This window comes from uncultured Roseobacter sp., from assembly GCF_947492555.1.
Taxonomy (GTDB): domain Bacteria; phylum Pseudomonadota; class Alphaproteobacteria; order Rhodobacterales; family Rhodobacteraceae; genus Roseobacter.
In genome coordinates, this window is record NZ_CANLNE010000003.1 from 940,615 (window position 1) to 961,074 (window position 20,460).

Below are 20,460 nucleotides of genomic sequence, written 5' to 3' on the forward strand. Positions count from 1 at the left end.
CCCTCGGGCCTTGGTTGATGTTAGCGCAAACATGCCCCGAATGAATCTCGATCACAAGAGCGTGCACGCAAATGAAAACCTGTTTTCTTGCCTTTACCTATCCCCTAGCACACATTCACGGCAAATGATGACCAAAGGCACCCTCCCCCATGAAAGATCTGGCAACCGCCAATGCAGGTAAATTCATCGATCCGACATGGACGGCAAAGGGAGAGAAACGGGCCACTGTCAGTCTGACGGCCCCCAAGACGCTGTGGTTCAACACCGGCACGCTGTGCAATATCGAATGCGTCAATTGCTATATCGAGAGCAGCCCGTCCAATGATCGGCTGGTCTATATTTCCGCCGCAGAGGTGGCCGCCTATCTCGACCAGATCGAAGATCGCAACTGGCCGGTGACCGAGATTGCCTTTACCGGCGGGGAACCCTTCATGAACCCGGAGATGATCGACTTGGCGCGCAGTGCCCTGGCACGCGGGTATGACGTTCTGATCCTGACCAACGCGATGCGCCCGATGATGCGGCGCAAGATGCAGGACGGGCTCAAGAGCCTGAATGATGCCTATCCGGGCAAGATGACCCTGCGCGTCTCGCTGGATCACTATGATGCCGCGCTGCACGATGCTGAGCGCGGTCCGGGTGCTTTTGCCAAGACGCTCAAAGGGATGGAGTGGCTGCGCGACGCTGGCATTCGGATGGCCGTGGCGGGCCGATCGATCATGGCGCACAGTGACGCGGAAAGCCGTGCGGGATATGCCGATTTTTACACGCGATACGGATTTGCAATTGACGCGCAAGACCCTGGCATGACGGTCCTTTTCCCAGAAATGGACGAAACGGTAGAAGTGCCCGAAATCACGACCGGCTGCTGGGAAATACTGAACAAATCCCCCGATGCGCTGATGTGCGCGTCGTCGCGGATGGTGGTCAAACGCAAGGGCGCCGCGCATCCGACGGTTCTGGCCTGCACCCTGTTGCCCTATACGCCCGAATTCGAGCTGGGCCAGACGCTTGAAGAGGCAGAGCGCGACGTGGCGCTGAACCATCCGCATTGTGCAAAGTTCTGCGTGCTGGGCGGGGCCAGCTGTTCGGCCTGACGGGACCTAGTGCAGGGTGAATTCACCCGTCACATTGCGCCACTCGCCCGGGCTGATCATCTTGCGATGGGTGAACCGGACCGAATGCAGCGGTCCTTCGATTTCTGCCTGCCAGAATTCGACGAATTCAAAGAGCCGCGGGTGGTCCGGCGCAAGGTCATATTCCTGCCAGACGAAGGTGTTCAGCACATGCGTATAGTCCGGCATGTGATAGAAAAACTCCGCCGTGGTCAGGCCGTAGCCTTTCAGCATCAGTTCGGTTTCGGATAGGGGCATTTTCGTCCTCTTGACTGCTTCTCGACCTAAGCATGACACGAACGAATTACTTTTCAATGAAAACAGCGTGTTATCACTTTGCACCACCGGCTGCCAGCCGCAGACGCAGTGAGGGATTGCACCTTATATGTCCCCTCTGATAAGGTTAATCCACAATATATAGACCCTGCGGCAATGATGGGCAGCATACGTGAGCGATACACCACAACCTCCTGAAAATGATGATGAAATGATGCCGGAACGCCCCGCGTACGATGGGCCTTCGGTCAGCATCGAGCACGAGATGCGCACTTCGTACCTCGATTACGCGATGTCGGTCATCGTCAGTCGCGCCATTCCCGATCTGCGCGACGGGTTGAAGCCGGTGCACCGCCGCATCCTGTTTGCCATGCATGAGACCGGGAATACACACGACAAGGCGTACCGCAAATCTGCCCGCCCAGTGGGCGATGTGATGGGGCAATACCACCCGCACGGGGATTCAGCGATCTACGACGCTTTGGTGCGGATGGCGCAGGATTTCTCCATGTCGCTGCCGCTGCTGGACGGGCAAGGCAACTTTGGCTCCATGGACGGCGATAACCCCGCTGCGATGCGCTATACCGAAGTGCGCATGGACAAGCCCGCTGCCTATCTGCTGGCGGATATCGACAAGGATACCGTCGATTATCAGGACAACTACGATGGCAAGCAGCAGGAGCCGACCGTGCTCCCGGCACGCTTCCCGAATATGCTGGTCAATGGCGCGGGTGGTATTGCTGTGGGCATGGCCACAAATATCCCGCCGCACAATCTGGGCGAGGTTGTGGATGCGACACTGGCGCTGATCGAAGAGCCGGACCTGACCTCCGAACAGCTGATCGACTATATCCCCGGCCCTGATTTCCCCACCGGTGGCATCATGCTGGGGCGAACGGGCGCGCGCAAAGCCTATCTTGAAGGGCGCGGATCGGTGATCATCCGCGCCAAGACCCGTATCGAGGAGCTGCGCAAGGACCGCTGGGCCATCGTCGTGGACGAGATTCCCTATCAGGTCAACAAATCCACGATGATCGAAAAGATTGCCGAGCAGGTGCGCGAGAAGAAGATCGAGGGCATTGCTCATGTGCAGGACGAATCCGACCGCAACGGCGTGCGCGTGGTGGTCGAGTTGAAACGCGATGCCACGGCGGAGGTGGTCCTGAACCAGCTTTACCGTTTTACGCCGATGCAAACCTATTTCGGCTGTAACATGCTGGCCCTGAACGGCGGGCGGCCGGAACAGCTGACCCTGCGCAAATTCCTCACTTATTTCATCGACTTCCGCGAAGATGTTGTGGCCCGCCGCACGGCGTATCTGCTGCGCAAGGCACGTGAACGCAGCCATATCCTCTGCGGTCTGGCCGTGGCCGTCACCAACATCGACGAGGTCGTGGCCACTATCCGCGCCTCTGCCGACGCCGCCGAGGCGCGCGCCAAGCTGATGACCCGGCGCTGGCCGGCGCAGGACATCCTGCCCTATATCGCGCTGATCGACGATCCGACCCATACGGCCAATGATGACGGCACCTATAACCTGTCGGAAACCCAGGCCCGCGCCATTCTGGAGCTGCGTCTGCAGCGCCTGACCCAGATCGGTGTCAAAGAGGTCACGGACGAGCTCGAAGAACTGGCCGGTAAGATCAAGGAATACCTGGAAATTCTGGGCTCCCGCGACCGGATCATGGGTATCATCGCGGATGAGCTGCGCGAAGTGCGCGAGCTCTTTGCCGTGCCGCGCCGCACAGAGATCGTGGATTGGTCCGGTGACATGGACGACGAGGACCTGATCGCGCGCGAAGACATGGTCGTAACGGTCACTTCTGGCGGCTATATCAAGCGCACGCCGCTGGCCGATTTCCGCAGTCAACGGCGCGGCGGCAAGGGTCTCGCTGGCATGCAGACCAAGGAAGAGGATGTTGTCACCACCCTCTTCGTGGCCAATACGCACACGCAGCTGTTGTTCTTCACCACCGACGGCATGGCCTACAAGCTCAAGACCTGGCGCCTGCCGCAGGGCGGGCGGACGTCCAAGGGCAAGGCAATTGTGAATATCCTGCCGATCCCGACAGGCGTGTCCATTGCCGCGATTCTGCCGATTGACCGGGATGAGAAGGACTGGTCTGAGCTGCAGATCGTCTTTGCGACTTCTGCAGGCACTGTGCGGCGCAATGCGCTGAGCGATTTCACCAACGTGAAGTCCAACGGCAAGATTGCGATGAAGTTCGAAGACGAACATGCGCAGACGACGCTGATCAACGCGCGCATCGCCTCGCCGGATGAAGACGTGATGCTGGTCACGGCCTCGGGCCGTGCGATCCGCTTCCCCTCGACGGATGTACGGGTCTTTAATTCGCGCAGTTCCGTGGGCGTGCGCGGCGTCCGGCTGACCGGTCAGGACAAGGTCGTGTCCATGTCGATCATCCGCCATTTCGACGCAACCTCGGACGAGCGCGCGGCCTATCTGAAAATGCGCCGCGCGATGGCAGGCCTTGCCGATGATGCGGATGGATCGACCTCGGATGAGGAAGAGACGGATGCCAACGCCACCATCAGCCCCGAGCGCTACGCGGAGATGTCAGCGGCGGAAAACCTGATCCTGACATTGACCTCCAGCGGGTCGGGCAAGCTCAGCTCCAGCCATGATTACCCTGTACGGGGACGCGGCGGCATGGGTGTGCAGGCGATGGATAAAGCCATGCGGGGCGGTGCGCTTGTCGCCTCCTTCCCGGTGGAGATGGACGATCAGATCATGCTCGCTACCTCCAAGGGCCAGTCGATCCGCGTGCCGGTCGATGGTATTTCCTTCCGGTCCCGCTCCGCAGGGGGTGTGAAGGTCTTTGACACCGGCAAGGGCGAGGAAGTGGTCAGCGTCGCGTGGATCGCCGATCAGGGTGATGCCGAAGAAGAAGGCGAGACATCTTAACGTCGCCTCAAGCATTTGTCTGCAAAATGAGCAGGCTCAAGTGCGCGAGGTGCCCAGATGAACGTTTATTGCTGCATGATCACGCTCAAGGACGATGCGAAAGCATTGCTCTTTGCCAAGGCGTTAGATGACTGGATGGGTCATCTGAAATCGGCTGGCGCCATCGGGGACTGGCGCCTGATGCGGCGCAAACTGAACCTGGCCGCCGACTGTTACCGCGATTTCATGCTGGAGATCGAGGTGGATGGGTTGTCCCAACTGGACGATGCTTTCCGGCTGACAGGTACGCATGATGATGACGTCGCCCAGATGCACCGCGCTGTGAACGACCTGATCGCCACGGCGGAATTTGCGCTCTACCGCCCCTACCCGGATATGGAGCGCGCCGAGCGTATGGCGCTTCTCTAAGCGTTATAGCCCATAGATGCCGGTGAATTTCTCTTTCAGATAGGCCAGCAGCGGTGCCTCCGACGGGGCCGCACCGCGCGCCCGCGCCATCACGTCGCGCGGCTCGTAGAGCCCGCCGTGCGTCTGCACATTCTCGCGCAGCCATGCCGTCGCGCCCGAGGTATTGCCCTGGGCAAGCTGGCTGTCGAGATCCGGCAAGGCCGCACGCATCGCCTCATGCAAGCACCCGGCATAGACATTACCCAGCGAATAGGTCGGGAAATAGCCAAAGAGCCCGACAGACCAGTGCACGTCCTGCAAGACGCCATTGGACGCCTTGTCGACGGCAAAGCCGAAATCCGCCTCGAACCTGTCATTCCAGGCCGCTTCCAAATCATCCACCTGCAGATCGCCGGACATCAGCGCACGTTCCAGATCGAAGCGCATCAGAACGTGCAGATTGTACTGTAATTCATCCGCCTCTGTCCGGATGTACCCGTCGGAGACGCGGTTGACCGTGCCATAAAACGCCTCCTCATCCTTTATGCCGAAATCGCCAAAGGCATCACGCATCTCGCCATAGAGCCAGCCGGTAAAGGCGCGGCTGCGCCCGATCTGGTTTTCGTATATGCGGCTCTGGCTTTCGTGCACGCCCATGGACACGCCCTCTCCCAGCGGCGTCAGCAGGTAGTCGCGGTGGATGTTCTGCTCGTAGGCCGCGTGGCCCACCTCGTGGATGGTCGAATAAAAACAGTTAAACGGGTCGGTCGCACTGGTGCGCGTGGTGATCCGCACATCAAGGCCGGACCCGGAACTGAAAGGGTGCACGGCCTTGTCGACCCGGCCATGGGTCATGTCGTAGCCAAAGGTCTTGGCCAGCTTGCGGGTCAGCTTCATCTGGGCCGCTTCGTCAAAATTGCCCGAGAGCTTTGCCGGGGCCTCCGCGTCCAGCACCGCCGCGCGCAGCGCCGCCAGTTCCGGGCGCAACGCGCCAAACATCGCCTCCAGCTCGGCGCCTGTGGTGCCGGGCTCATAATCGGCCAGCAAGGCGTCATAGACATCGCCGCCATCCGCAAGCGCCTGCCCCTCTTCGCGGCGGAGGGCGATGACTTCCTGCAGGGTTGGTGCAAAGGCGGCAAAATCATCCGCCCCGCGCGCCTCGGCCCAGATGCCCTGCGCCTCCGAGGTCAGTCGCGCGATTTTGGCGGCCAGCGCGGCGGGCACTTTGCTGGCCCGATCATAGCTGCGGCGGATGTGGCGCAGCTGGGCCGAGGCCCGGGCGTCCAGCTCTTCACCGTCCAGCGCCGACAGCCACTGGGCCACCTGCGGATCCACCCGGCGCGCGTGCAGCACGCCCGCGATGGCGGCGCATTCCTCGCCGCGCTGCGGGGCCGCCCCGCGCGGCATCATGGTTTCCTGATCCCAATCCAACCGCCCGGCGATCTGCGCCAGCGCCTGCGTTTCACGGGTGTAGGTCATAAGGGCGTCATAGGCGGTCATTTGGCATTTCCTCTCAGGGACGTTGCGATGGGATAGCCACTCAGGAAACGCGCCCGCAGGATTAGTACCCAGAGAACCACGGCAACCAATTGGTGAACAAGGGCGATATGCACGGGCGCACCATAGAGCACCGTGGCGATGCCGATGGCGATCTGCAAGGCAACTGCGGCGATCACGGCATTGAAGGCAAAGCGCGTCGCCGCATGTGATGATTTCCGCCCGCGCAGCCAGACGACGATGGCAAAGGCGGCCAGCAGGTAGCCGGTGATGCGGTGGATGAACTGCACCAGCCCCGGACTTTCAAAGAAATTCCGCCACATCGGTTCCAGGGTGAAGGCCGTGGCGGGGAAGACCTGCCCGCCCATCAGGGGCCAGTCGGTATAGCTGCGTCCGGCGTCGATGCCAGCCACCAGCGCACCGATCAGGATTTGCAAAAAGGTGAAATGCAGCAAGCCCGTGGCCATGCCCCATTGCGTGCCTTCCTTGGCGCGGCGTGCCTGCATCAGATCGCGTGCGGACCGGCCCAGATGCAACACATACCATGTGATGAACCCCAGGATCACAAAGGCCAGCCCAAGATGCGTTGCCAGCCGGTAGCTGGCCACATCCGTGGTGCTTTCCCCCTGCGTCACACCCGAAGCGACCATCCACCAGCCAATCGCCCCCTGCGCGCCGCCCAAGGCACCCAGCAGCAGCAGTTTCGGGGTCCAACCGGCAGGGATCTGGCGACGCACCGCGAACCAGCCAAAGCCAAGTGCCCAGACCAGACCGATCACCCGGCCAAGCTGGCGATGCCCCCATTCCCACCAGTAGATGACCTTGAAATCGTTAAGTTCCATCCATTGGTTCTGGATGCGGAACTCGTCAATGGCCTGATATTTCTCGAACTCGGATTGCCAGTCGGCGGCGCTCATCGGCGGCAGCGCCCCGGTGATCGGACGCCATTCGGTGATGCTGAGCCCGCTGTCGGTCAGACGCGTCAGCCCCCCTACAGCAATCATCAGAAAGACGAGGGCAAAGAGGATCATCAGCCAGATGCGGATGGCCCCGCGGGCGCCTCCCTGCCCCTGATCGATCAGCCCCGGTTGCGCCACCGGTCGGGCGTCCTCGGAACTCTGCACCTCTTCGAAGAGCTTGCGCTTGCTGCTCATCTGCACGTCCTTGTTTTACTCTTGCGCTGCATACCTAATTCCTGTGTGCAGGCGCGTCCAGCGCGTCTAATCACCGCGCATCTTCCAGCGGACCAGCTGGCGCAGCATGCCGTGCATCATCTGCACATCCGCGCGGGTCAGCGGCATCCGGCTCCACATGTTGCGCAGGTTGGTGCGCATCGAGTGGGCCTTGTGTTCGGGAAAGAAGAAACCGGCCTCTTCCATGCGGTCCTGATAGTGGTTCGCCAGATGCTCGATCTCGATCGCCTCGGCCCAATCGGTGCCCGCCATCTCGGTGGTTTGGGCCGTCACGTCCCCCACCGCGCGCATCCATTCATAGCCCACCAGCAGCACACATTGTGCGAGGTTAAGCGAGGCAAAAGCCGGGTTCACCGGCACAGAGATGATCGCATTGGCGCGGGCGATGTCGTCGTTCTCCAACCCGGCACGCTCAGGCCCAAAGAGCACCGAAACCCGTTGTCCTTGCGCGATTTTCTCGGCGGCAAGGCGCATGGCGGCTTCGGGGCTGTAGATCGGTTTGGTCAGATCCCGCGACCGCGCGGTGGTGGCAAAAACAAAGGTGCTGTCGCCGATGGCCCCGGGCAGATCGTCACTCAGCAGGGCTTCGTCCAGCAGCCGCCCCGCGCCGCTGGCCATCGCCACGGCGCTCTGGTTGGGCCAGCCGTCGCGCGGTGCCACAATGCGCATACGGTCCAGCCCGAAATTCCACATGGCCCGCGCGGCAGCTCCGATGTTTTCGCCCATCTGCGGGCGCACGAGGACAAAGGCGGGGATGCTGGAGTGTTCGACAGGCAGGCTCATACCGGCCTCATACGGGGCGATGCGCCCTGCCGCAAGCGCGGGCGTTTTTTGCGGCGTCGAAATGGTCCTTATGATGGCATAAAAGTTTTCATTCACCGTTACTTGCGCTACTGCTCGGAAAAAGACTTCCAAAGGACGGCCCATGGACACGCCCGAGCAACCGCAGCTCTACCTGATAACCCCGCCAGAGGTTGAGCTTAGCAGATTTCCCGACCTTCTTGCCTCGGTTCTGGATGCTCATCCCGTGGCCTGCGTGCGGCTCGACCTGGCCACCCGCGATGAAGACCGTCTTGCCCGCACGGCGGATGCGCTGCGCGAGGTGACCCATGCCCGCGACATTGCCCTGGTGCTGACCGATCACACGCTGCTGTCGGACCGGTTGGGGCTGGATGGCGTGCATCTGACCGATGCGGCCCGTTCCGTGCGCGATACGCGCAAGGCTCTGGGCGAGGATGCGATTGTCGGCACCTTCTGCGGGACCTCGCGCCACGACGGGATGAGCGCAGGCGAGGCCGGTACGGACTACGTCAGCTTCGGCCCGGTGCAGGCCTCTGCCCTCGGTGACGGCAGCTTTGCCGATATGGACCTCTTTCAGTGGTGGTCAGAGGTGATTGAGGTGCCCATCGTGGCCGAGGGCGCGCTGGATGCGGCGATGATCGCACAGCTTGCACCCTATACCGATTTCTTTGGCCTCGGCGAAGAAATCTGGGCCAGCGAGGACCCGGTCAAGGCGCTCGGCGCGCTTGCCTCCGCCATGGCCTAGCGCGTCAGAGGAAGACCCGCTCCATGAACCAATAGGCACCAACCGCCGCGATCACGCAGGAGGCAGGCACCGCGATCCGCGCCCGGTACCATGTCTTTTTTGCGAACCAGCCGACCAGCAAGAAGGCGATGGCGATCACCGTCAGCTGCCCGATTTCCACGCCGATGTTGAAGCCGATCAAGGCAGGCAGGAACTGCCCCGGCGGCAGGCCGAAGTCCCCCAGCACCGAGGCGAACCCAAGGCCGTGCAACAGCCCGAAGGCAAAGATCACCGCCGGGCGCCAGGGGTTCAGGCCAGAGGTAAAGACATTTTCGATGGCCACATAGACGATGGAGGCGGCAATCAGGGGTTCCACGATCTCGCCGGGGATGTTCACCCAGCCGAGCGCGCCGAGCGCGAGCGTCACGGTATGCGCCAGCGTGAAGGCGCTGACCTGCCAGATCAGGGGCCGTAACCGGGTACTGAGGAAAAAGAGCCCAAGGACAAAGAGGATGTGATCCAGGCCTTTGGGCAGAATGTGATCGAAACCCACCGGGATATAGCCCAGAAACGCCTGCATCGACGTTTCGGCCCCGCCCCCTGCGATGGCAATTGGCGGGCTGCTCTCGCCGCCGTTGAGGTACCCGGTATAGGGTTCTTCGACGCCCTGCTGGCGCAGGACCAGCGCCCCCGAACCCGCAGGCCAGTTCACCCTCACCTCCGCCGCCCCTTCCGGCAATGGCGCGGTCAGCGTCAGCAGGGAAATGCGGGGCAGTTCGATATCGATCCCGTCCGGCACATCCAGGCCGGTCTGGCTGAACTCCAGTGCCGCGCCGGCCTCCGCAAGGGGGGCGGCGTTCCAGAGTGCTATCAGCTGGGGCACCTGTTCCGCCAGCGCTTCCGGCGTCAGGGCCCGCAGGTTCGTGTAGACATCGCCCGCGTCGTCGTCATTGGTGTTTTCCACCGCGTCGAGATCGACGCCGGAGAGAAATGCCTCCAGGTTGATGCGCAGATCCAGAACCACCCGCTCTCCCTCCTCGACCGACAGATCGGCAATTGTCGGGACAAGTTCATGTGCCGTGCCGCGTGAAGGTGCGGACCACAGGCTCACGGTTGACAAAAGCGCCAAAAGAAACAGCTTGAGCAGGGTAAGTTGAATGGATGATCTCATGGGTGTCTCACGAATTTTTTTCGTTGCGTTACTGCTAACCTCTACGTCTGCCGTTGGCCATGAGTTTTGGATTGAGCCAAAAAAATATCTGATCGCCCCGGGTGCACCGGTGGTGGCGAGCCTGCGCAATGGCGAGAACTTCAAAGGCACGTCGCTGGCTTGGTTCGACAATCGCTTCACCCGCTTCGAGATGGCAATGGGCGAAAAGGTCACGGCGGTGGCTGGCCGGATGGGCGATACGCCCGCGCTGCAGGGCACGGCCCCGGATCAGGACGGGTTGCTGGTGGTCCTGCACGAAACCGTGCCCTCGCGGCTGACCTACAAGATATGGGAGAAGTTCCTGAAATTCGCCGATCACAAGGATTTCACCACCGCCGCAAGCGATCATCTGGCCGCCGGATGGCCGCAAGAGGGATTCCGCGAAAGCTATACGCGCCATGCCAAGGCGCTGGTCGCCGTGGGCAGCGGGACAGGACAAGACCGGGCGTTCGGGATGGACACCGAATTTGTGGCCCTGACAAACCCCTACGACCCAGAGTTCGACGGGCAGATGCGGGTGCAGGTGCTCTATCAGGATGTGCCGCGTGCAGATGCGCAGGTGGAAATCTTCGACCGTGCCCCGGATGGCGCGGTGACTGTGAGCCTGACCCGGACCGATGCCGCCGGTGAGGCCAGCGTGCCGGTGACATCCGGGCACAGCTACCTGCTGGATGCGGTCGTGCTCCGCCCCAGCCCGGAGGCGGGCACCTCGGAGACGGCGCCAGTGTGGGAAACGCTCTGGGCGGCGTTGACATTTGCCGTGCCGGAGTGAGGCACCCTTGAACCTCGCCACATTCCCGGTCAGAAGACCTTTATGACTGCGACACCCGATATTCTGTGCATTGGTTCTGTCCTCTGGGACGTGATCGGGCGTTCGGCAAGCGCCATGCGGCAGGGATCGGACGTGCCCGGGCGCATCACACGGCTGCCGGGCGGCGTGGCGATGAACATCGCCATGACACTTGTGCGCTTTGGCCTGACCCCGGCGCTGTTGACCGCCATTGGCCGCGATGCGGAGGGCGATGAGCTGGTGGCCGCCTGTGCTGCGCGGGGCATGATCACCGAGACCATCTATCGCTCCGACGACCTGCCCACCGATATCTACATGGCGGTTGAGGGGGCCAACGGGCTGATCGCCGCCATTGCCGATGCGCATTCACTGGAGGCGGCAGGCTCCAAGATACTTGCTGCGCTGACTGACGGGCGGCTGGCCACATCCGAGGCGCCCTTTGAGGGTCTTGTGGCCCTCGACGGCAATCTGAAACTGGATCTGCTGAGCGATATCGCCCGCAGCCCGGTGCTGGCCAAGGCGGATTTGCGCGTGGCCCCGGCCTCGCCCGGCAAGGCGGAACGGCTGGCGCCTTTCGTGCAGGGCGGGCGCGGTACGCTCTATGTGAACCTCGAAGAGGCCGGCCTGCTGTGCCAGCGCAAGTTCGGCGAGTCCCGCAGCGCTGCCGAGGGACTGCTGACACGGGGTGCGGCGCGCGTGCTGGTCACCGATGGCGGGTCCGATGCAACCGAAGGGCGGCCAGATGGCTTGCTGACCCAGACACCCCCGCAGGTGCTGGTGACCCGCGTCACCGGTGCCGGTGATACCTTCATGGCTGCCCATATCGCGGCCGATGCCGACGGCGCGACAGCCGAAGACGCCCTGCGCCGTGCCCTGCATGCCGCCGCCACCTATGTTTCCGGAGAAACTGCCCTATGACCCCCCTGCCCCTGCTTCATTCCGCCGAAGTCTCCGCCGCCCTTGCCACCGGCAAGCCCGTGGTTGCGCTGGAGAGTACGATCATCACGCACGGCATGCCCTATCCGCAAAACCTCGAGGTCGCGCGGCAGGTGGAGGACGATATCCGCGCCGCCGGTGCAACCCCGGCCACCATCGCGGTGATCGACGGCATGCTGCACATCGGCCTCGATGACAGCCAGCTGGAAACGCTCGCGCAGGCCAAGGGAGTCGCCAAACTGTCACGCGCCGATCTGGCCGCCTGCATGGCCAGCGGCGGCACCGGCGCAACCACCGTGGCGGCGACGATGATCGCTGCGCATCTCGCGGGGATCGAGGTCTTTGGCACCGGGGGCATTGGCGGCGTGCACCGCGGTGCCGAGGATAATTTCGACATCTCCGCCGACCTGATGGAACTGGCCCAGACCCCTGTGACGGTTGTTGCCGCCGGGGCCAAGGCCATTCTGGACGTGGACAAGACGCTGGAAGTGCTGGAGACCCAGGGCGTGCCGGTGATCGTCGTGGGACAGGACAGTTTCCCGGCCTTCTGGAGCGCCTCGTCGCCCCTCAAGGCCCCCCTGCGCATGGACAGTGCCGCCGAGATCGCACGGGCGCAGTACATGCGCGGCCTGCTCGGCCTGCCGGGCGGCCAGCTGGTGGCGAACCCGATCCCGGCAGATGATGAGATCGCGGCGGCCACCCTTGCGCCGATCATCGCACAGGCGCAGGCGGATGCGGATGCCCATGGCATTCGCGGCAAGGCGGTGACCCCCTACCTGCTGCAGCGGATTTTCGAGCTTACGGAAGGTAGATCCCTGACCGCGAACATCGCGCTGGTGCGCAACAACGCCCGGTTGGCTGCCGAGATTGCATCGGAATTGGCCACGCTTTCGCGGGATACGGGAAGTTGATGCGCGGCTGTTGCAATTTCATTGTGCAGCCCGGGTATTGCCCCTACCTACGAGGGACGTCAGTTAGAGAAGCGTTATGAATACTCCGTTTGATCCAGAGCCCCCCGCGCGGGGCAGCCTCCTGAGCCGACTGCGCGCATCGTTTCTGACAGGGCTTGTCGTGATCGCTCCGGTGGGCCTGACGATCTGGCTGATCTGGTCGGTTGTGGGGTGGATCGACGGCTTTGTCCTGCCGCTGGTGCCCGGAAACTACCAGCCTGACCGATTGCTGCAGGACTGGCTGGGGCTCGACCCGGAGATCCAGATCAACATCCGCGGCATCGGCGTCGTGATTTTCCTGATCTTCACGATCATTGTGGGCTGGATGGCCAAGGGGCTTATAGGACGCTCCCTGATCCGCTACGGCGAAAGCCTGGTGGAACGCACGCCGGTGGTGCGCACAATCTATTCCGGCATCAAGCAGATTTCCGAAACCGTTTTTGCGCAGTCCGAGCGGTCCTTTGAAAAGGCCTGCCTGATCGAATACCCGCGCAAGGGCATCTGGGCGATCGGCTTCATCTCGACCACCACCAAGGGCGAAGTGGCCATGCGCGGCAATGATGGCGCGCCGATGCTCAGCATCTTTGTGCCCACCACACCCAACCCGACGTCGGGCTTTCTGCTGTTCTTCCCGGAAACCGATGTCATCGAGTTGGACATGACCGTGGAAGATGCCGCGAAACTGGTGATCTCCGCCGGGCTGGTTTATCCGAACGGCAAAGACCCGAGCACTCCGGTGCCTGAAATCAGCACCTGACCTACTGAAACATATCAACCAGATCGACCGAGCTGCGCTTGTTCAGGTCTTTTTTATGATGGGTGATGAAGGTCTCGGCGGCCTGTTGCCCGGCGGTCTTGAGCCGTGACAGCGTGAAGGGCGTCGGCACAAGCTTGGTCGCCACCGACAGCTCGTTCATCAGCGCGTCATCGGCCACCATATGGATCAGCACGCGGCTTTTCTGCTCCGTCGACAACTCGCCGCGTTCCAGCAGCCGTTGCACGAATTCGATGGCGCGCAATTCGCGCAGCAGCGAAGAATTGAAGCTGATCTCGTTGATGCGGTTCTGGATCTCCTGCGCCGAGCGGGGCAGTTCCGTGCGTTCCAGCGGGTTGATGTTGATGATCAGGATATCGTCCGGCAGCGACGGGTTGAAAAGCGGGAAAAGCGCCGGATTTCCGGTGTACCCGCCGTCCCAGAAGGCTTCGGTCAGCCCGGTTTCGGCGTCTTCAACCTCAACCGCCTGAAACACCGTCGGCAGACAGGCAGAGGCGAGAATGGCATCGGTGCTGATCTCACTGTCCTTGAAAACACGCACCTTGCCGTTGCGCACACGGGTAGCACAGATGAAGAGGCACGGACCTTTACCGCCTTCTTCATGCACCGCGTCCAGATCGAATTTCTCGACAATACCGCGCAGCGGATTGCGGTAGAGCGGACCGTAGGCATAGGGCGAGACTGCCCGCGACCAGGCATCGGCCGCCATCACCGGCCAGGAATACTCCAGCGCTTGGCTAAAATCGCCCAGCGAAAACGGCACCATCCAGGCCGGCAGATGCAAATCCGGCCGCGCACCAACCTCTTTCCAGAGCCAGTCCAGCCGATCCCGCGCCCCCTGTCGCCCGCCTTCGATCATGCCCGCCTTGAGTGCGGCCCCGTTGAGCGCCCCCGCCGAAGTGCCGGAAATCGCGGATATCTCGATATCCTCTTCACACAAAAGACGGTCGAGAACCCCCCAGGTAAAGGCGCCATGCGCGCCCCCGCCCTGCAACGCTAGATTGATCCGCTTTACCGCCATCGCCCGCGTCCTTCCTTGTTTCTTCTGGCTGAAAATATCCCCGCCGGAGGCAAGAAATCTCTTAAAGCGCCGTCCAGCCGCCATCGACGCTGATCGTCGTGCCGGTGATCTGCGCGGCGGCATCCGAGCACAGGAAGGTCGCCGTGCCCCCCATCTGCTCGACGGTGGCAAATTCCTTGGACGGCTGCCGCGTCAGCATGACATTCTCGATCACTTCCTCGCGGCTCATGTCATACTCCTTCATCGTATCGGGGATCTGTTTCTCCACGATGGGCGTCAGAACATAACCCGGACAAATGGCATTGGCAGTGATCGGTTCCTTGGCGGTCTCAAGCGCGGTGGTCTTCGTCAGGCCGACAACCCCGTGTTTCGCCGCGATATAGGCTGATTTGTAGGGCGAGGCCGTCAGCCCATGCGCCGAGGCGATGTTGATCACCCGCCCCCATCCGGCCTCGCGCATCATCGGCAAGGCAATGGCCGTGGTGTGAAAGGCTGACGACATGTTGATCGCGATGATCGCGTCCCATTTCTCCACCGGGAAGTCGGGGATCGCTGCGACGTGCTGGATACCTGCATTGTTCACCAGGATATCGCATTGGCCCGCATCATCGATCAGGCGGCGGCAGTCTTCACCTTTGGACATGTCCGCCTGAATGTAGCGTGCAGTGACACCCGTGGCCTCCGCCATCTCCCGGGCCAGCGCATGATCTTCATCAGTATCGGTAAAGGAATTGAGCACGATGTCCGCGCCCGCCTTGGCCAATTCCCAGGCGATGCCCAGACCAATGCCGGAGTTTGACCCGGTGATGACGGCGGTTTTTCCGGCCAGTGAAATCTCGAATGCCATGGTGGGGACCTTTCCCTGCAAAATGAAATGCTGCGTTGCACGCATCATGCCTTGCTGCGCATGCAAAGGAAACGCCTTTCACACCTGTAGTTGTGATCAGCGCCGGCGCGCACAACCCAGTGCAGATCATTTTCAAAACAGGATGGGCTAAAAAAAAACGCCTGCACAAGGCAGGCGTTAAGTTATTGAGGCAGGTTTCATACAGGCAAGAAACCTATCGAGCAGTGACTTGTTTATAAGCAATCTGACGCCGCAGGCCAAGCTAAAAGTTTGATAAGACGGAAATACCTCGGTAGGCTCAGGTCCAACAAAACAAGGGCAGCAGGGGATTGTCTCCAAAATGGGTATTGTTTTTTTCCGCCCGGTTTCACGGTTTCTGGCGGCTTTTGCGGCGATTCTCTCGGCCGCTTCTGTCTTGGCACAGCCAACGCACGGGATATCTATGTACGGTGCCCCCGCACTGCCACCTGATTTTGTGTCTTTGCCCTATGCGCGCGCGGATGCACCGAAGGGCGGCAGCATTACGCTTGGCAACTCGGGCGGTTTTGACAGCCTCAACCCGTTTGTGCGCAAAGGCACAGTCCCCTGGCAGCTCAGATTTTTCACTCATGAGAGCCTGATGGGGCGCTCCTGGGACGAACCTTTCACGCTTTACGGTCTTCTGGCCGAATCAATCGAGGTGCCGGAGGACCGATCCTGGGTCGCTTTCACCCTGCGTGAAGGCGCAGAATTCTCTGACGGCACGCCGGTGACCGTGGACGATGTGATCTTCAGTTACGAGATCCTGGGCAGCGAAGGCCACCCCCGCTATCTCGGACTGGCGGGCCAGATCGACAGCATCACCCAGACCGGGCCGCGCTCCCTGAGGATCGAATTCAACACCGACAACCGGGAACTTGCTCTGCTTGCCGGGCTGCGCCCGATCCTCAGCCGTGCGCAGTGGGAAGGGCGTGACTTTGCCAATGCGCCGCTCAGCGAGGTGCCCCTTGGTTCCGGCCCCTACAGTGTCACGGATTATGAGGCCGGACGCTTTGTGCAGCTGACCCGCAATCCGGAGTATTGGGGGGCCGACCTGCCGTTTCGCCGCGGCACCTTCAATTTCGACGACATCCGCATCGATTTCTACGGAGACACGTCCGTTCTCTTTGAAGCGCTGAAGGCAGGTGAAATCTCCGCACTGCGGGAGTTCAATGCGGAGAAATGGCAGACGCAGTATAATTTCCCCGCTGTCCGGCAGGGCAATATGGTCAAGTCCGAAATCCCGCATCAGAAGCCCTCCGGCATGACCGGTTTTGTCATGAACACGCGCAAACCGCCCTTTGACGACTGGCGGGTGCGCGAGGCGATGATCCAGGCGTTCAATTTCGAATACATCAACGATACGCTCACGGGGGGCGTGCAGCCGCGCATCACCTCCTACTTCTCCAACTCCGATCTGGCGATGGCGCCGGGGCCTGCGGATGACGTCGTGACCGCCCTGCTCGCCCCCTATCGCGACGCGCTGCTGCCCGGCACGCTGGAGGGCTATGCCTTGCCCGTCAGCGATGGCTCCGCCCGCAACCGCCGGGGCATCCGCACAGCGATGAAGCTGCTGGAGGAGGCAGGATGGACGCCGCAGGATGGCATCATGCGCAACGCCGACGGCGCGCCGCTGCAGTTCACCATTCTTGTGGAGCAGAACAATAGCGAGCACATGGCGATTGCCGATCTTTATCTGACGGCGCTGAAACGGCTTGGGTTGGACGTCAGGATTGAAACCACGGATAGCGCGCAATTCACCGAGCGAGAGAGCGCTTTTGACTTCGACATGACGACCTTCCGGCGCGCCGTGTCCCTGTCCCCGGGCAATGAGCAGCGGTTCTACTGGGGCTCGAAGGCCGCGACGCAACCGGGCTCGCGCAACCTGATGGGTGTGGCTTCTCCGGCGGTGGACGGGATGATCGACGTGATGTTGTCGGCGCGCAGTGAAGAGGAGTTTACCGCCGCCGTGCGCGCGCTGGACCGGGCGCTGACCGCGGGGCGCTATGTGATCCCGTTCTGGCAGTTCACCAAGGGCCAGATCGCGCATATCAGGGAGATGAAGTTCCCCGAAACCCTGCCGATTTACGGCGACGGGCCCGAATACATGCCGCAGGTCTGGTGGTACGGCCCGTCCTGAGCCTAGGTCAGGGAGGTGACCCAGAGGATGTTGGCATCCTCTTCGCTGACCGACACCACGTTGTGGCCCATGGTCGCGTCGTAATAGGCGCTGTCGCCGCGCCGCATCTCTACCGGCTCGTAGAACTCGGTATAGAGCCGGATCACCCCGGTCAGCACATAGAGGAATTCCTCGCCGTCATGGCGCACCCAGCCTTCGAATTCTTCCATCTTCCGGGCGCGCACGCGGGCGCGATAGGGCAGCATCTGCTTTTTGGTCAGCGTATCGGCCAGCAATTCATGCTCATATGTGACCGTGGCCTGCGCTGCACCCTGCCCGCTCTTGGTCACCGCCATCCGGCCATTGACCTGCCCGGCGCGCGGCGGCGTAAAAAGCTGCGGCACCGAGATTTCCAGCCCGATGGCCAGCTTTTTCAGCGCGTCGTAGGTCGGTGACATCTGGCCGTTTTCGATCTTGCTCAGCGTCGAGCGGGCAAGCCCCGCCTGGCTGGCCGCCTGTTCCAGCGTCCAGTCGCGGGCCTTGCGCAACTCGCGGACGCGCTGGCCCAGATCGACGGGCGTCCCGTGATCGGAGCCGCCGCTTTCGCGGGCAATCTTGATAAGTGTCTTAGGGTCAGCATTGGTCATCCAAAATCTATAGGACCTCGCGCGCAGGCTTGCAACGTGCCCGGCACCGGGCTAGCACCCGCTCATGTTATCCCTTTTCGATGAGGGGCCGCCCGCGCCCTGCCCTGCGCCCTTCAACATGGCCGCCTATGTATTGTCTGCAGCAGAGCGGGTGCCCGACAAGGATGCGCTGCTGATCCTGGGCGAGACCGGCATTGAACGGTGGCGGTACGACGCGCTGGAACGTGCGGTGCGCGGCACGGCGACTGGTCTGCTGGGGCTGGGGCTGGTCCCGGGGGACCGCGTGCTAATGCGGCTCGGCAATACCGTCGATTTCCCGCTGGCCTATCTGGGCGCATTGGCCGCAGGGCTGGTGCCGGTGCCGACCTCCGCCGCGTTGACCCGGCCGGAAACGGCGCAAATAATTGCCAACATTCAGCCAAAGGCGGTGTTGCAGGACCCGGATGTCGCCTGCGCGGATCACCCCGTGAAAATAGACCTTCAAAGGCTGCGGGGGTTCCGTGATTTGCCGCCCGCGCCTTACGACATGGGCGACCCCAACCGGCTGGGCTATATCATTTACACCTCCGGCACCTCGGGCGTGCCGCGTGCCGTCGCCCATGCCCACCGTGCGATCTGGGCGCGGCGGATGATGTTCGATGGCTGGTACGGGCTGACCCCACAGGACCGTGTCCTGCACGCCGGGGCATTCAACTGGACCTACACGTTGGGCACCGGGTTGATGGACCCCTGGACGGTCGGCGCGACGGCGCTCATTCCGGCGGCAGGCACTACAGCATCTGCGTTGCCAAGGCTTCTGGCAGACCACGAGGTCACGATTTTTGCCGCTGCCCCGGGGGTCTACCGACAGATGTTGAAATCGGGAGATGCCATGCGCTGCCCCGCCCTGCGCCACGGTCTCAGTGCTGGGGAAAAGCTTGCGACCCGCGTGGCGGAGAGCTGGCGCGCGGCCAGCGGGACGGAGGTGTTCGAAGCCTACGGCATGTCGGAATGCTCCACCTTCATCTCCGGCGCGCCTGACAGCCCTGCCGCTGCCGGCGCGCTTGGCCAACCACAACCGGGACGTCGCGTGGCGCTTCTGGGGCCGGACGGTCCCGTGCCGGTGGGAGAGGAAGGCACCATTGCCGTGCACCGAGATGATCCGGGCCTGATGCTGGGATATCTCGGCGCCGAGGCCGAGACCGCCGCGCGCCTGCAGGGGGAGTGGTTCCTGACCGGCGATCAAGCGGTGATGTCTCAAGATGGTCAGATCACCTATCTGGGCCGCAACGACGATATGATGAACGCGGGCGGCTACCGCGTGTCACCCATCGAGGTGGAAACGGCGCTGGCCACCCTGCCCGGGATCACCGGCGTGGCGGTCACCGATGTGGAGGTCAAGGCGGATGCGCGTGTGATCGCGGCCTTTTACACGGCACCCGCCGCACTGGACGAAACCACCTTTGAGACATATGTGAAGGCGACGCTGGCGCGCTACAAGCAACCGCGCCTTTTCATTCACGTGCCAGAGCTGCCCATGGGCGCCAATGGCAAAATTCTCCGGCGGGCCCTGCGTGCCGGATTTGAGGCCCGCAATGACTGACCCCATCAAGCTCGACATCATGTCCGATCCGATCTGCCCCTGGTGCTATATCGGTAAAACCCATCTCGACAAGGCGCTGGCCGATCATCCCGACCACCCGTTCAAGATCGAATGGCACCCCTTCCAGCTCAACCCCGACATGCCGCGCGATGGTATGGACAGGCGTGCCTATCTCGAAGGCAAGTTCGGCGGCAAGGACGGGGCGGTGCGCGCCTATGCCCCGGTGGTCGAGCATGCCGAGGCGGCGGGCCTCAAGATCGACTTCGAAGGTATGAAACGCACACCCAACACGCTGGATGCGCATCGGCTGATCCACTGGGCGGGCATTGAGGGCCGCCAGACTGCCGCCGTTTCCGCCCTCTTCACCGCCTATTTCGTTGAGGCCCGGGACATTGGCGATCACGATGTGCTGGCCGATATTGCCGATGGCATCGACATGGACGCCGCCGTGGTGCGCAAACTGCTGCTGTCGGATGCGGATGAGGAAGATATCCGCGCGCGGGATGCGCACAGCCGCTCCATGAGCGTGAATTCCGTGCCGACGTTCATCGTTGCGGGCAAACACGCGGTGCCGGGCGCGCAGCCGCCCGAACTCTGGACGAAGGTCATTGGCGAGCTGACAGCCGCTGCCTGACTTGCACGGGCG

The 20,460-nt window shown here is 62.2% G+C and carries 19 protein-coding genes; 11 read left to right on the plus strand and 8 right to left on the minus strand.

Translation table 11 applies throughout. The features are described 5' to 3' along the window. Nucleotides 1-149: 149 nt before the first annotated feature. Nucleotides 150-1,097: a radical SAM protein gene (locus tag Q1A07_RS17785; protein ID WP_299783359.1), complete on the plus strand. Its 948-nt coding sequence runs from the start codon at nucleotides 150-152 to the stop codon at nucleotides 1,095-1,097. 6 nt (nucleotides 1,098-1,103) lie between these two features. On the opposite strand, the gene Q1A07_RS17790 is transcribed toward Q1A07_RS17785, so the two are convergent. After that, nucleotides 1,104-1,373, minus strand: a complete 270-nt coding sequence (locus Q1A07_RS17790; RefSeq protein WP_299783360.1) for an usg protein — start codon at nucleotides 1,371-1,373, stop codon at nucleotides 1,104-1,106. A gap of 229 nt (nucleotides 1,374-1,602) precedes the next feature. Here Q1A07_RS17790 and gyrA point away from each other — a divergent pair, with 229 nt between their 5' ends. Together gyrA and Q1A07_RS17800 are read left to right on the plus strand one after the other, a co-directional pair. Beyond that, complete coding sequence (gene gyrA, locus Q1A07_RS17795; RefSeq protein WP_299783564.1) at nucleotides 1,603-4,317, plus strand: DNA gyrase subunit A; 2,715 nt, start codon at nucleotides 1,603-1,605, stop codon at nucleotides 4,315-4,317. 57 nt (nucleotides 4,318-4,374) lie between these two features. Then, nucleotides 4,375-4,725 carry a DUF6614 family protein gene (locus Q1A07_RS17800; protein WP_299783361.1) on the plus strand — a complete coding sequence of 117 codons (351 nt, stop codon included), beginning with the start codon at nucleotides 4,375-4,377 and terminating at the stop codon, nucleotides 4,723-4,725. Nucleotides 4,726-4,728: 3 nt separating this feature from the next. On the opposite strand, the gene Q1A07_RS17805 is transcribed toward Q1A07_RS17800, so the two are convergent. The 3 genes from Q1A07_RS17805 to Q1A07_RS17815 all read right to left on the minus strand — a co-directional run bounded on the left by Q1A07_RS17805 (nucleotide 4,729) and on the right by Q1A07_RS17815 (nucleotide 8,177). Continuing rightward, complete coding sequence (locus Q1A07_RS17805) at nucleotides 4,729-6,204, minus strand: carboxypeptidase M32 (protein ID WP_299783362.1); 1,476 nt, start codon at nucleotides 6,202-6,204, stop codon at nucleotides 4,729-4,731. Continuing rightward, complete coding sequence (gene ctaA / locus Q1A07_RS17810; RefSeq protein WP_299783363.1) at nucleotides 6,201-7,355, minus strand: heme A synthase; 1,155 nt, start codon at nucleotides 7,353-7,355, stop codon at nucleotides 6,201-6,203. Before ctaA ends, Q1A07_RS17805 begins: the two co-directional genes overlap by 4 nt. A 66-nt stretch (nucleotides 7,356-7,421) precedes the next feature. Further along, nucleotides 7,422-8,177, minus strand: a complete 756-nt coding sequence (locus tag Q1A07_RS17815) for an RNA methyltransferase (RefSeq protein WP_299783364.1) — start codon at nucleotides 8,175-8,177, stop codon at nucleotides 7,422-7,424. Between the two features lie 142 nt (nucleotides 8,178-8,319). On the opposite strand from Q1A07_RS17815, the gene Q1A07_RS17820 reads away from it, so the two are divergent. Continuing rightward, a complete protein-coding gene (locus tag Q1A07_RS17820) occupies nucleotides 8,320-8,940 on the plus strand; it encodes a thiamine phosphate synthase (protein WP_299783365.1) in 621 nt (206 codons plus the stop codon). A 4-nt stretch (nucleotides 8,941-8,944) separates the two neighbouring features. On the opposite strand, the gene Q1A07_RS17825 is transcribed toward Q1A07_RS17820, so the two are convergent. Next, nucleotides 8,945-10,090 carry a HupE/UreJ family protein gene (locus Q1A07_RS17825; protein ID WP_299783366.1) on the minus strand — a complete coding sequence of 382 codons (1,146 nt, stop codon included), beginning with the start codon at nucleotides 10,088-10,090 and terminating at the stop codon, nucleotides 8,945-8,947. On the opposite strand from Q1A07_RS17825, the gene Q1A07_RS17830 reads away from it, so the two are divergent. The 4 genes from Q1A07_RS17830 to Q1A07_RS17845 all read left to right on the plus strand — a co-directional run bounded on the left by Q1A07_RS17830 (nucleotide 10,077) and on the right by Q1A07_RS17845 (nucleotide 13,562). Next, nucleotides 10,077-10,901, plus strand: coding sequence for a DUF4198 domain-containing protein (locus Q1A07_RS17830; RefSeq protein WP_299783367.1), 825 nt, complete (start codon nucleotides 10,077-10,079; stop codon nucleotides 10,899-10,901). The two genes, Q1A07_RS17825 and Q1A07_RS17830, sit on opposite strands and share 14 nt — an antisense overlap. A gap of 42 nt (nucleotides 10,902-10,943) precedes the next feature. After that, nucleotides 10,944-11,837 (plus strand): PfkB family carbohydrate kinase, encoded by an 894-nt coding sequence (locus Q1A07_RS17835; protein WP_299783368.1) that lies wholly within the window; start codon nucleotides 10,944-10,946, stop codon nucleotides 11,835-11,837. Next, nucleotides 11,834-12,766, plus strand: a complete 933-nt coding sequence (locus tag Q1A07_RS17840) for a pseudouridine-5'-phosphate glycosidase (RefSeq protein WP_299783369.1) — start codon at nucleotides 11,834-11,836, stop codon at nucleotides 12,764-12,766. Before Q1A07_RS17835 ends, Q1A07_RS17840 begins: the two co-directional genes overlap by 4 nt. A 76-nt stretch (nucleotides 12,767-12,842) precedes the next feature. Then, complete coding sequence (locus tag Q1A07_RS17845; protein WP_299783370.1) at nucleotides 12,843-13,562, plus strand: DUF502 domain-containing protein; 720 nt, start codon at nucleotides 12,843-12,845, stop codon at nucleotides 13,560-13,562. Between the two features lies 1 nt (nucleotide 13,563). On the opposite strand, the gene Q1A07_RS17850 is transcribed toward Q1A07_RS17845, so the two are convergent. Continuing rightward, nucleotides 13,564-14,601: a patatin-like phospholipase family protein gene (locus tag Q1A07_RS17850; protein WP_299783371.1), complete on the minus strand. Its 1,038-nt coding sequence runs from the start codon at nucleotides 14,599-14,601 to the stop codon at nucleotides 13,564-13,566. Between the two features lie 61 nt (nucleotides 14,602-14,662). Beyond that, nucleotides 14,663-15,448, minus strand: coding sequence for a 3-hydroxybutyrate dehydrogenase (locus Q1A07_RS17855; protein WP_299783372.1), 786 nt, complete (start codon nucleotides 15,446-15,448; stop codon nucleotides 14,663-14,665). 442 nt (nucleotides 15,449-15,890) lie between these two features. Between Q1A07_RS17855 and Q1A07_RS17860 the strand changes: the two genes are divergently transcribed. Continuing rightward, nucleotides 15,891-17,606 carry an extracellular solute-binding protein gene (locus Q1A07_RS17860; protein WP_299783565.1) on the plus strand — a complete coding sequence of 572 codons (1,716 nt, stop codon included), beginning with the start codon at nucleotides 15,891-15,893 and terminating at the stop codon, nucleotides 17,604-17,606. Nucleotides 17,607-17,608: 2 nt separating this feature from the next. Here Q1A07_RS17860 and Q1A07_RS17865 read toward each other — a convergent pair whose 3' ends face one another. Further along, complete coding sequence (locus Q1A07_RS17865) at nucleotides 17,609-18,232, minus strand: XRE family transcriptional regulator (RefSeq protein ID WP_195821991.1); 624 nt, start codon at nucleotides 18,230-18,232, stop codon at nucleotides 17,609-17,611. 64 nt (nucleotides 18,233-18,296) lie between these two features. On the opposite strand from Q1A07_RS17865, the gene Q1A07_RS17870 reads away from it, so the two are divergent. Together Q1A07_RS17870 and Q1A07_RS17875 are read left to right on the plus strand one after the other, a co-directional pair. After that, on the plus strand, nucleotides 18,297-19,814 hold the full coding sequence (locus Q1A07_RS17870) for a class I adenylate-forming enzyme family protein (protein WP_299783373.1): 1,518 nt from the start codon (nucleotides 18,297-18,299) through the stop codon (nucleotides 19,812-19,814). Further along, nucleotides 19,807-20,448, plus strand: coding sequence for a DsbA family oxidoreductase (locus Q1A07_RS17875; RefSeq protein ID WP_299783374.1), 642 nt, complete (start codon nucleotides 19,807-19,809; stop codon nucleotides 20,446-20,448). Before Q1A07_RS17870 ends, Q1A07_RS17875 begins: the two co-directional genes overlap by 8 nt. The last annotated feature ends 12 nt before the right edge of the window (nucleotides 20,449-20,460 follow it).